Raw genomic sequence first — 10,194 nt, 5'->3', positions numbered from 1 at the left:
GTGAGCAGCCCCGATACGGGTTCACGGTCCAGGAGAAGGGCAGCGACGAACCCGGTACCCCGTTGAGCACGGATTTGGCGCGGACCTCGTGGAACACCAAACGGGGTGCGGCCGGAGCCTTTGAGGTGCAGGTCGCGCAGGCGGCCGTCGGCGTCGGTCAGTTCGCCGAGCAGCAGCGCGCGGCCGTCGCCGAGCCTGGGGGAGTAGCCGCCGAACTGGTGCCCCGCGTACGCCTGAGCCACTCCGGGGGCCTGGGCGCCCACGAGAAACGGCAGGCCGTCGGCCCGGAGCCAGGCCGGATCGAGGCCGAGTTCCTTCGCCAGGGGCTCGTTGAGGGCGAGCAGGCGTGGTTCGGCGACCGGCGCCGCCTCCCACGAGACCGCCATCTCCGGAACCGCACGAGCGAAATCGCTGCTCAGGCTGATGTTCACGCCCTCAACCGTACCGGGAAGGTCCAAACGGCGGTGTGACCGCGCTCGCACCTCGAACTCGTTTGAACCGTTCCGAGAAGGCGTACGTGACAGAGGTGAACAGGTTGATGAAAGTCCACTCAGGAGTGAGAAACCCATGCGTCGCAAGCAAGTTGGGATCGTTGCTGCCCTTTTCGCGGTCGGTGCCGTCGCTCTGACGGCCTGCGGACAGGGCGTCGCGCAGTCCGGTACGGCCACTCCGGTCCAGGAGCAGGCTCAGCAAACGCAGCAGGCTCCCGCGGGTGAGTCCGAAGTGGACTTTCTGCGCGGCTCCGCGAACTCCAACAAGGCGGACAAGAACACCGGCGACCGCGCCCCTGCGGCTGCGGCACCCGAGGTCAAGACCAAGTGGGTCGAGCTGCGCGTCGCCAACGCCGGCGGCCTGGAGCCCGCGGTCGTGAACGGCGCCGGTCGCACCGTCTACTGGTTCAGCGACGACCCGGTGAACGGCGGAGTGTCGAACTGCAACGGCGAGTGCGAGAAGACGTGGACGCCGATCACCGTCGCCAAGGGCACCAAGCTGTTCTTCCCCGGCATCAAGCGGGAGAACATCGGTTTCATCAAGCGCAAGGACGGCAAGACCACCCAGGTCACGATCGGCGGTCGCCCGATCTACCTGTTCTCCAAGGACGAGAAGCCCGGTGACATCAAGGGGCAGAACGTCGGCAACAAGTGGTTCGTGATCAACCCCGAGGGCAAGCGCGCCGTCGCCCCTGCCGAGGCCCCGGCCACCAAGCCCGCCCCGCCGACAGCAGGCGCCAAGCCCGCCGACTCCGTCACCTTCTTCACCGGCAAGAACTTCGACGACTTCAGCGGCAACAACTTCGCCACCGGCGTCCGTCCCGAGGCGAAGTGCGCCGATCTGCGCGGTGGCTTCCAGTCGCTGTCCCCGAACGGTGCCGTGAAGATCTGGTCCGAGCCGGGCTGCAAGGGCAAGTCCGCCGTCGTGAGCGACGACGTCCGCGACACGGCCGAGCTCGGCTTCCCGGACGGCGCGCAGTCCTACATCCGCGCCTGATCGGGTGAACGCGACGGCCGCCAGAGCACCCCGGCTCTGGCGGCCCTGTCGTCTCGCTAGGCTGCCGGTATGCGCTACTCCGCCCTTGCGCTGGTGTTCCTCCTGTTCGGGTGCGGTTCCGGGACGACGTCCCTGCCCACCATCACGCCGGCCCCCACGTCGTCGTCGGTCTCGCCGCTGCCGGAACTGCAACCCCGGCTCGACGCGATCGGTGTCCTGCTGACGGCCTGCATCCCGCGCCTGCGGGGCGAGCCGGTCGACCCCGTGGACAACTGCGCCCACCTCATGCCGGACGTGACCGGCGTGCTCGACGAGGTCGACAAGCAGGCAGCCAAGCTGCCTCCCGCCGGCCAGGCGGCCATCGCCGAGACACGCAGGCACCTTGCCGAGATCGCGCCGTGCGAGCCGTGGTTCGCGGCCGGCGGGGTGAGTGCCGACGGGTCCCTCAACGCTCGCTGCGACAAGGCCTGGGACGCGCTCTTCAAGAGTTACAACGCCCTGCGGAATGCTGTTTAGCGACGCGAGGCAGATCGGCAGGGTCGCGCTGCCGCTGTACCTACGGTGCGGGAGTCGCGCTGTGCGTCGCTCAACTCGTCAGCTGTGTCATGACGGTGTCGGGGCTGCGCGGGCGGCTTCAGGGCAGGCCCGGCTGGCGGATCCACTGTGGACACGTCGTGGAGCTGGCGAAGGTCGGCATCCCCATGGCCGGCACCGTTCTGGTGAAGTTCGCGGTGCTCGGCGTGCTCGCCATCGCCGCCGCACGCGTGAGCACAGCGCCGCGGCGGCGCACAACATCGCGACGGCTCTCGTCAGCCAGACGTTCACGGCGGCGGTGGCGATCGGCCAGCCGGACCGGGACGGCGTGCGGCGTGCGGTGGTCGCGGGCTTCACGATCACGATGGCGATCCTGTCGGTCATCTGCGCGATCATCGTGCTGGGGAACGTCGTCCCGCCTTTCACCGGCGATCCGGAGGTCCTGGCTCTGGTCGCGGGTCTGCTGGCGTTGATCGTGCTGGTGCTACGGCGTACTGGCGATCGTCGCCTTCGCCGTGCCGGGACTGACCGCGCTGTGGGTCGCTCTGGCCGTCGCGAACCTGATGGTCGCGGTGGGGCAGGGACTCGCGTTCCGGAAGGCGAGCAACGAGGTCACGACGGCAGGGGACCGAACGCGGCCCGTTCCGCCTCCACCTCGGCCGGGTTGAGCTCCTCCAGCATCGCGAACGCCCGCGTGTACTCGCGCCGCATGCGGTCGTGATCGCCCAGACCGCGGCACGCGTAGGCGATGCACAGGCGGTCGCGGGCCTCGCGGAGCTGGTTGTTCGTCCCGCGGTGGATCTCCAGTGCGGCCTCGTGGCAGGCGAGGGCGGCGGGAAAGTCGCGCAGCTCCTCGTGCACGCGGCCGAGGTCGCTCAGGGTTGCCGCCTCGACGACGGAGGCGCCCAGGTCACGGGCGGCTGAAGCGGCCTCGGTGCCGACGGCCAGAGCCTCGTCGAGGCGGCGCATCCGCCGGTAGATGGTGGCGAGGTGGGTCATGGCGAAGACGCGGCCGTGCTCGTTGCCGAGGCGTCCGAAGATGTCCATGGCCCGCAGCAGGTGATTCTCCACCTCCGTCGCGTCGCCGTCGCCACGGCCGAGGTACACGCCGGCGAGGTTGAGCAGGGCCTGGCCTTCACCGTGCTCGTCGGAGATCGCGCGCCACGCCGGCAATGCGCGCCGGAACCACCGCTCGCCGTCGTCGTACGCGCGGCGGACGGAATGCAGGATGCCGATGTTGTTGCACAGCACGGCCTCTGCGCGTTGGTCACCGGAAGTCACGGCGGCGTCCAAGCCGGTCAGGTACATGGCGATGCCGTCGTCGAAGTGCGAGTCGAACTCGAAGAAGCTCATCAGCGCCAACGGAAGCCGCGCCGCCAGCTCGGTGTTGCCGCTCTCCGCCGCGTACGTGATCGCGGCCAAGAGGTTCACGTACTCCGAGCGCAGCCACGTCCGAGCATCGTCCGATCTCTCGAACACCTCCGGACGGACGTCCTCGGGCAGTTCGGGCAACGGCATCCGTCTGCGGCCGGGGAAGAGCAGCCGGTCGGCTGCGTCCGCGCTGTGCAGGTACCAGCACAGCAGCCGGTCGACGGCTTTGTCCGGAGCCGGCTCGTCGTCGAGCGCCTTCTCGTGCGCGTAAGTCCGCAGCAGGTCGTGGAAGTTGTAGCGGCGCAACGCGATCTCGTCGACGAGGTGGCCCGCGCAGAGCACGTCGAGGAGCCTTCGTGCTGCACGTGACGGCAAACCCGCCAGCGCCGCGGCCGCACCGAGTGAGGGTGAAGGTCCGGGATGCAGGCCCAGCAACCGGAACATGCGCGCGGCTTCGGGCGCCAACGCCCGGTAGGACCAGGAGAACGTGGCGCGCACGGCCGTCGTCTCGTCGGCCTCCAGCACGTCGAGCCGTTCCTTCGCCAGTTCGTCCACCAGCGCGGCGAGTGTCCTGTTCGGACCGATGCTCACCCGCTCTGCGGCCACCCGCAACGCCAGCGGAAGCGCGCAGCACAACCGCACCAGCTCGCGGGCGGCCTGAGGTTCGGCGTCGAGGCGGTGGCCGATGACCGAACGCAACAACGCGAGCGCCTGGGCTTCCGGGAGCACGTCGAGCGTGACGCGATGCGCGCCACCGGAGACCACGAGCCCGCTCAGCCGGTTGCGACTCGTGACCAGCACCGCGCTGGACGACACGCCGGGCAGCAGCGGACGCACCTGCTCGGCGTTGAAAGCGTTGTCCAGCAACACGAGTACGCGGCGCTCGGCCAGCACGCTGCGGTACATTCCCGCGAGATCGTCCGGCAGGTTCTTCTGGTCGACGCCGAGGCCGGCGAGCAACCGGCGCAGCGCGTCGTCCGGTGAGACCGGCGTGCTGTTCGGGGAGAACCCCTGCAGGTCGATGAAGAGCTGACCGTCCGGGAACCTGTCCGCCAGCAGGTGCGCCACGTGCACGGCGAGCGCGGTCTTGCCGATCCCGCCGGTGCCGTCGATCGCGGAGATCACGACGGTCCGTGGTCCGGCACCGCTCAGCCGCGTGCACAGCTCGGCGATCTCGCTGTCCCTGCCGACGAAGCCGATGGTGTCGTGGATGGTCTGAGCCGGTCGGACGGACTTCGGCGCCGACGGATCCCCCTTGAGAATTCGCTTGTGCTCTTCTTGCAGCTCAGGCCCGGGTTCGACACCGAGCTGCTCGACCAGCGCGGCACGGACGTCGCGGAACGCGGCCAGCGCCTCCGCCTGCCTGCCGGACCGGCTCAACGCGAGCATGAGCAGCCGCACGAGCCGTTCGCGCACCGGATGGTCGGCCACGAACCGGGTGAGCGTGTCGACGACCTCGGCGTGCACGCCGGACTCGATCGCCGCCGCGGCCCAGTCCTCCACGGCGGTCAGCCGGGCCTCCTCCAGCCGGGCGCGCTGGCGTTGCGCGAACGGTCCTGGCACGTCCGACAACGCAGTCCCGCGCCAGATCTCCAGCGCCGACCACAGCTCGGAGCACCGTCCGCTCTGACGGGCCGCGGCGATGCGGGCCTCGAACTCGCGCAGGTCGCCGGGCGCCACCAGGCAGGCGTACCCGCGGTCGGTGGTGATGATCAGGTTGCCGCACGCGCGGGACGGCAGATCCGGCTCGACGAGCCGCCGCAAAGCGCTGATGTAGGTGTGCAGACTGCCGGAGGCGCTCGACGGCGGGTCGTCGCCCCACACGGCGTCGATCAGCTCGTCCCGCGAGACCGGGTGCGGTGACCGCATCGCCAGCACGGCGAGCACCGCGCGCTGGCGTGGCTGGCAGAGCACGAGCCGCGTGCCGTCGACGGTGATCCGCAGATCACCGAGCACGTCCACCCGCAGCTCGCCCATGCGGGCAGGGTATTCGCCCGTTCGAGTGAGAGCACTGCCCGTCCGAACCTCGCGGACCACCCAGTTTCGCCGGCAGCGTCTCGACGGTCCTGCGCGCGACGCTGGTGGTGCTCCACCGCGGTTCACCGGCCGCGACCAGCGTCGGGAACCGCTGCCACAGCCCGGTCACGACGTGCGCCATCTCCGCGCGCCCGAGCGTGGTGCCGCAGCAGGTGCCCGTCGAGAGCATTCGCCGGGGATCGCGGGCGGGGTCGAACGTGTCGGGATCCCGAAATACGCGGGGGTCGCGGTTGGCACCGGCGATCAGCATGCGGACGGACGCCCCTGCTGGGATGGTGACGCTGCCCAACCTGACCTCGTCCACCGCGATGCGCGGGACGGGCGTGTAGAGGACGACGCCGTCGTGCCGCAAGGTCTCGTCGATGAACCGCTGCACCCTCGACTGGTCGTCGTCACACCACGACCGGTGCTCCGGGTGAGCGAGAAACGCCTGCACCGCGCGGTCGATGCCGGAGATCGTGCTCTCGTACCCGGTCATCCACATGATCCACATGATCGCGATCAGCAACTCGTCGCCGTCATGCGCCTGGACCAGCCGGGTGATCAGGTCGTCCCGCGGAGACGCTCTGCGTTCGGAGACCTGTTCGCGGAAGTGGTCCTCGACCGCGTTGCTCGCGCGATCGGCCTCCAGGACGACCTGCTCGTCGTCGCTCGCGAGCGCCCGTGTCATCAACGCGATGGCGTCCGCGATCCACTCGCGGTCCTCGTCCGGCACTCCGGCCAGGTCCGCGAACACGGACCGGGTCAGCGGAACGGACACCTCGGAATGCAGATCGACGGTCTCGCCGGCGACGAGCCGCGGCCCGATGTCGTCGAACACGTTGCCCAGGTGCTCGAGGATCCGCGGCCGCAGCCGGAGCACCTGCGCCGGGGTCATGTCGCCCGCGATGGCCGCGCGCAGGCGGGCGTAGCCGGGGTGGGTCTTCGCCGCGAAGGCCGCGACCAGCTTCTTGACCGCCGGACGACTCCGTTTCCCGTAACCGACGTCGCTCCACATCGCGGCTTCGTCGGCGACCGCGAACGCGGCGTTCTGCCGCAGGGCGTAGGCGACGTCGTCGTAGTTGCTCAGCAGGTAGAAACCGCAGCGTGTCCGGTGCACGGGGTCGTGTTCGCGCAGCCAGTGCAGGAACGGGTACGGATCTCGGCGGTGCTCGGGCTTGGCGAGCTCGCCGAGGGCGTCGATGGTGGCGGACATCGAGAAACCTCCGCGTGGCAGGAGGGGGCGAACCTAGGCATGGATTGGCCTCCGTTTGGGGAAATCCGCCCTGGTTGCCGCCCGTCCGTGCCCGATCGGGCATCCGCGTGGAGACGGCGTGGAGTCCGAATGGAGAGCGTTGACGAACACTCCGTTCATGCAACGTGTGCGCGTCGCGATCCACGCGAAGGATTCGGTCACCCGCTGGGGCCTCGCGGGCTTTCTGCGGCTGCGGCCCGAGTTCCAGGTCGTCGCCGAGCACGCGCTGAGCCAGGCCGAGGTGGTGCTCATCGCCGCCGGCGGGGCAGGACTGGCAGCCGAACTGCGGCTGGTTGCCCAACGGACGTCTGCGTGCGCTGTGCTCGTCACCGACGACCTGCGCGCCCACGAGCTTCCCCGCGCGATCGAGCACCGCGTCGTCGCCGTCCTGCCGCGGACCGATCTGACCTGCGAGAGTCTCGTGTCGACGGTGCTGGCCGCGTACGAGGGACGCGCGTCCATGCCGGTCAGCCTCACCATGTCCGGACTGGCCGAGCGCGAGCTCGACATGCTGCGCCTGTTCGCCGACGGCTGGACCACCGCGGAGGTCGCGAAGAAACTGTCCTATTCGGAGCGGACGGTGAAGAGCATGGTGCAGAACGTGCTGACGCGCTTCCAGCTGCGCAACCGCACGCACGCCGTCGCGTTCGCGATCAGGTCCGGCGCGATCTAGTCGCTAGGCCACCACATGGGTCGATCCACCCATCGAGTCCGGTGAGCAGTTGGGTGTGCTGACCGATGTGGGGTGCGGTACGTCGTCCCTAGCGTCGGCGGCATGACCACACAACACATCGAGACACTGATCATCGGTGCCGGCCAGGCCGGCCTGGCGACCGGCTACCAGCTCAAGCGGCTCGGCCGTGAGTTCCTGATCGTCGACGGGATGGCCCGTGTCGGGGACAACTGGCGCTGCCACTACGACAGCCTGACCCTGTTCACGCCTGCCAGAGCGAACAGCCTGGACGGCATGCCGTACCCCGGCGATCCCTGGCACTTCCCCACCAAGGACGAGTTCGCCGACTATCTCGAGCTGTACGCCGTCACCCACGACCTGCCGGTGCGGATGCAGACCAGAGTGGAACGGCTCTCCGGCCGTGACGGCGGCGGATTCGCGGCCACCATCGGCACCGATGAGATCACCTGTGACAACGTCGTTGTCGCCTCCGGCACCTTCGGTCGTACGGCGCAGGTCCCGGCGTTCGCCGGCGGGATCGCCCCCACCATCGGCAGCTCCACTCCAGTGCCTACCGGCGTCCGGAGGAGCTTCCGGACGGGCCTGTGCTCGTCGTCGGTGCGTCGCACAGCGGACTGGACATCGCCTACGAGGTGGCCGCGACGCGTCCGGTCACGCTGGTCGGCCCGGATCGCGGGAACATCCCGCTCGAGTGGGGATCCCTCCGGTTCCGACAGGCGTTCCCGCTCATCGAGTTCGCGTTCAACCACGTGCTCACCCGGCGCACCCCGATGGGGCGCAAGAAGATGCAGCAGGTTCGGCACCACGGGGTTCCGCAGTTGCGGGTCAAGCGCCGGCACCTCGGTGAGCGCGGCGTGGAGTGGATCACCGAGCACCTGACGGGCGTCGACGGCGGGCGGCCCTGCCTCGCGGACGGCCGGAGCTTCGACGTCGCGAGCGTCATCTGGGCGACCGGCTTCCGGCAGTCCTACGACTGGATCGATCTGCCGCTGCCGATCGAGGACGGCTGGCCCACGGAGTATCGCGGGATCGTCGACGAAATCCCTGGGCTCTACTTCTGCGGACTGGCCTTCCAGTACTGCTTCGCCTCGGGGGAGGTCAACGGCGTCAGCCGGGACGCGGCCTACCTCGCCCACCGCATCGCCGCCAGAGCTCCGGCCGCGACTCCGGCTGCGGCATGACACCGCCGGACGAAGGAGAAAGCCATGTACACCGACTTGGACCAGACGACGCGCGACGCCGCGTCCCGGAAGATGGCGGCCCTCGTCGCGATCGGCCCGCTCGCGCTCGTCGGGGCGTTGCTGTGGCATCCACCGTTGCACGGCCGTCTGCCCGACAGCGAGGCGGTGGCCCATGCGGCGGCCAGCGACATCACACGGTGGGGACTGTCCCATCTCGCTGCGGCGATCGCCTCGGCGATGATCGCACTGGCGTTCATCGCGGTTCGTGGCCACCTGCGGCAGCGTGGTGATCACTCACTGAGCGCGGCCGGCCTCGGGTTCGTGGTGGCCGGCAGCACGCTGTACGCCGTACTGCCCGGCATGGAGTTCGCGGTTCTGGCCGCCCACGAGACCGGTGCTGACGTCGTGGCCACGCAGGATGCGCTGGAGCGCTGGTTCGTGATGGTGCTGATGGGCGGTTCGGCGCTGTTCGCCGTGGGCACGCTGCTCTTCGCGGTGGCGGTGGTGCGATCGGCCGCGATGAGCAGGGGCAGGGCTGTCCTGGTCGCCGGGGCACTGGTCGTTTTCGGGCTCTCACGGCTCGTGCCGATCGGGGTGGTGCAGTTCTACGTGCAGCCGGCCGCGGCGCTGCTGGCGTTGCTTCCGATCGCCGCTGAGATCTCCGCGATCTCCGCCCGGATTCCCCGGCGCGCGACCTGAGGCGGCTTCGGGAGGTCGGTGCTCGGTCACGCGGTTACGCTCATGGCGCAAGGGATGGTGCGCCATGAGCGTCGTGGATGATCTGCGTCAGGCCCGCGAGGCCTTCGAGCGTCGCGAATGGGTGGTGGCGTACGAGGCACTCTCCGGCCTGGAAGAGGCGGAGCTGACCGCCGACGACTTCGTCGCGCTCGCCACCACTGCGTTCCTGCTCGGGCAGCGCAACGACTGCGTCCAGGCGCTGCAGCGGTCGTACCAGATCAACCTCGACCACGGCGAGGTGCTCGCCGTCGCCCGTTCCGCGCTCTGGCTCGCGACGGTGCTGTTCCACGGCGGTGAGGCGGCGATCGGGAGCGGCTGGATGTCGCGGGCCTGGCGGATTCTCGACGACGTGGACGACGACGTGGTCGAGCGCGGCTACCTGTGCTACGAGCAGCTGATGAGCCACATCATCAAGGGGGAGTTCGGCGCGGCGCTCGCACTGGCTCCGCAGGTCACCGCCTACGGGCAGCGCTTCCACGAGCCCGACCTGGTCGCACTCGGGCTGCATTGCGAGGGGCGGCTGGCGGCCTTCTCCGGGAAGGTCGCCGAAGGGCTCCGGCTCCTGGACGAGGCGATGGTGGGAGTGCTGGCCGGGGAGGTCTCTCCGATCTTCGCCGGCATCGTCTACTGCTCGTCGATCGAGGCGTGCCAGCAGGTCTGCGACTTCCGCCGCGCCGGTGAATGGACCCGCGCGCTGGCCATCTGGTGCGACGCCCAGCCCGGCCTGGTCGCGTTCACCGGACAGTGTGCCGTCCACAGGGGTCAGTTGATGCTGCTGCACGGTGCCTACGAGGAGGCGGTCGCCGAGCTCGAGCGTGCCGCCCGGCGGTACGCCGCGCAGGGCGGCCACCAGGCCGTCGGCCAGGCCTCCTACGAGCGGGGTGAGGCATTGCGACTCCGCGGTGACCACGCCGCCG

The 10,194-nt window shown here is 69.7% G+C and carries 10 protein-coding genes and 1 pseudogene; 8 read left to right on the top strand and 3 right to left on the bottom strand.

All coding sequences use genetic code 11. From position 1 onward, the window contains the following. The coding region (locus FXN61_RS42500; RefSeq protein ID WP_312878426.1) for a protein adenylyltransferase SelO family protein at nucleotides 1-431 on the bottom strand (431 nt) is incomplete at its 3' end. 136 nt (nucleotides 432-567) lie between these two features. On the opposite strand from FXN61_RS42500, the gene FXN61_RS42495 reads away from it, so the two are divergent. From FXN61_RS42495 to FXN61_RS42485, 3 genes are all read left to right on the top strand, one after another. Beyond that, nucleotides 568-1,488, top strand: a complete 921-nt coding sequence (locus FXN61_RS42495; RefSeq protein WP_167979510.1) for a COG4315 family predicted lipoprotein — start codon at nucleotides 568-570, stop codon at nucleotides 1,486-1,488. A gap of 69 nt (nucleotides 1,489-1,557) precedes the next feature. Continuing rightward, nucleotides 1,558-2,004: a hypothetical protein gene (locus tag FXN61_RS42490; protein WP_167979509.1), complete on the top strand. Its 447-nt coding sequence runs from the start codon at nucleotides 1,558-1,560 to the stop codon at nucleotides 2,002-2,004. Nucleotides 2,005-2,065: 61 nt separating this feature from the next. After that, complete coding sequence (locus tag FXN61_RS42485) at nucleotides 2,066-2,743, top strand: hypothetical protein (protein ID WP_167979508.1); 678 nt, start codon at nucleotides 2,066-2,068, stop codon at nucleotides 2,741-2,743. Here FXN61_RS42485 and FXN61_RS42480 read toward each other — a convergent pair. Then, nucleotides 2,635-5,370 (bottom strand): AfsR/SARP family transcriptional regulator, encoded by a 2,736-nt coding sequence (locus FXN61_RS42480; protein ID WP_167979507.1) that lies wholly within the window; start codon nucleotides 5,368-5,370, stop codon nucleotides 2,635-2,637. The genes FXN61_RS42485 and FXN61_RS42480 overlap by 109 nt on opposite strands. Continuing rightward, nucleotides 5,339-6,625 carry a cytochrome P450 gene (locus FXN61_RS42475; RefSeq protein ID WP_167979506.1) on the bottom strand — a complete coding sequence of 429 codons (1,287 nt, stop codon included), beginning with the start codon at nucleotides 6,623-6,625 and terminating at the stop codon, nucleotides 5,339-5,341. The genes FXN61_RS42480 and FXN61_RS42475 overlap by 32 nt, the downstream gene beginning before the upstream one ends. Before the next feature lie 157 nt (nucleotides 6,626-6,782). On the opposite strand from FXN61_RS42475, the gene FXN61_RS42470 reads away from it, so the two are divergent. The 5 genes and pseudogenes from FXN61_RS42470 to FXN61_RS42455 all read left to right on the top strand — a co-directional run. After that, complete coding sequence (locus tag FXN61_RS42470; protein WP_167979505.1) at nucleotides 6,783-7,337, top strand: helix-turn-helix transcriptional regulator; 555 nt, start codon at nucleotides 6,783-6,785, stop codon at nucleotides 7,335-7,337. 102 nt (nucleotides 7,338-7,439) lie between these two features. Beyond that, a complete protein-coding gene (locus FXN61_RS42465) occupies nucleotides 7,440-8,237 on the top strand; it encodes an NAD(P)-binding domain-containing protein (RefSeq protein ID WP_246292882.1) in 798 nt (265 codons plus the stop codon). Next, on the top strand, nucleotides 8,213-8,539 hold the full coding sequence (locus FXN61_RS53680; protein ID WP_246292879.1) for an NAD(P)/FAD-dependent oxidoreductase: 327 nt from the start codon (nucleotides 8,213-8,215) through the stop codon (nucleotides 8,537-8,539). The genes FXN61_RS42465 and FXN61_RS53680 overlap by 25 nt, the downstream gene beginning before the upstream one ends. Nucleotides 8,540-8,563: 24 nt before the next feature. Then, entirely contained in the window at nucleotides 8,564-9,238 is a 675-nt protein-coding gene (locus tag FXN61_RS42460) for a hypothetical protein (protein WP_167979504.1), read from the top strand. Nucleotides 9,239-9,302: 64 nt separating this feature from the next. Then, a pseudogene (locus FXN61_RS42455) lies at nucleotides 9,303-10,194 on the top strand (helix-turn-helix transcriptional regulator); the annotation flags it as partial.

This window comes from Lentzea indica, from assembly GCF_012184385.1.
Classification (GTDB): domain Bacteria; phylum Actinomycetota; class Actinomycetes; order Mycobacteriales; family Pseudonocardiaceae; genus Lentzea; species Lentzea indica.
This window is presented reverse-complemented; position numbering and strand designations above follow the sequence as displayed.

Excerpts from the sequence above, each read along its gene's own strand:
- FXN61_RS42460 (WP_167979504.1), top strand. The coding sequence starts at position 8,564 with ATGTACACCGACTTGGACCAGACGACGCGCGACGCCGCGTCCCGGAAG.
- FXN61_RS42475 (WP_167979506.1), bottom strand. The coding sequence starts at position 6,625 with ATGTCCGCCACCATCGACGCCCTCGGCGAGCTCGCCAAGCCCGAGCAC.
- FXN61_RS42490 (WP_167979509.1), top strand. The coding sequence starts at position 1,558 with ATGCGCTACTCCGCCCTTGCGCTGGTGTTCCTCCTGTTCGGGTGCGGT.
- FXN61_RS42495 (WP_167979510.1), top strand. The coding sequence starts at position 568 with ATGCGTCGCAAGCAAGTTGGGATCGTTGCTGCCCTTTTCGCGGTCGGT.
- FXN61_RS42470 (WP_167979505.1), top strand. The coding sequence starts at position 6,783 with ATGCAACGTGTGCGCGTCGCGATCCACGCGAAGGATTCGGTCACCCGC.
- FXN61_RS42465 (WP_246292882.1), top strand. The coding sequence starts at position 7,440 with ATGACCACACAACACATCGAGACACTGATCATCGGTGCCGGCCAGGCC.
- FXN61_RS42480 (WP_167979507.1), bottom strand. The coding sequence starts at position 5,370 with ATGGGCGAGCTGCGGGTGGACGTGCTCGGTGATCTGCGGATCACCGTC.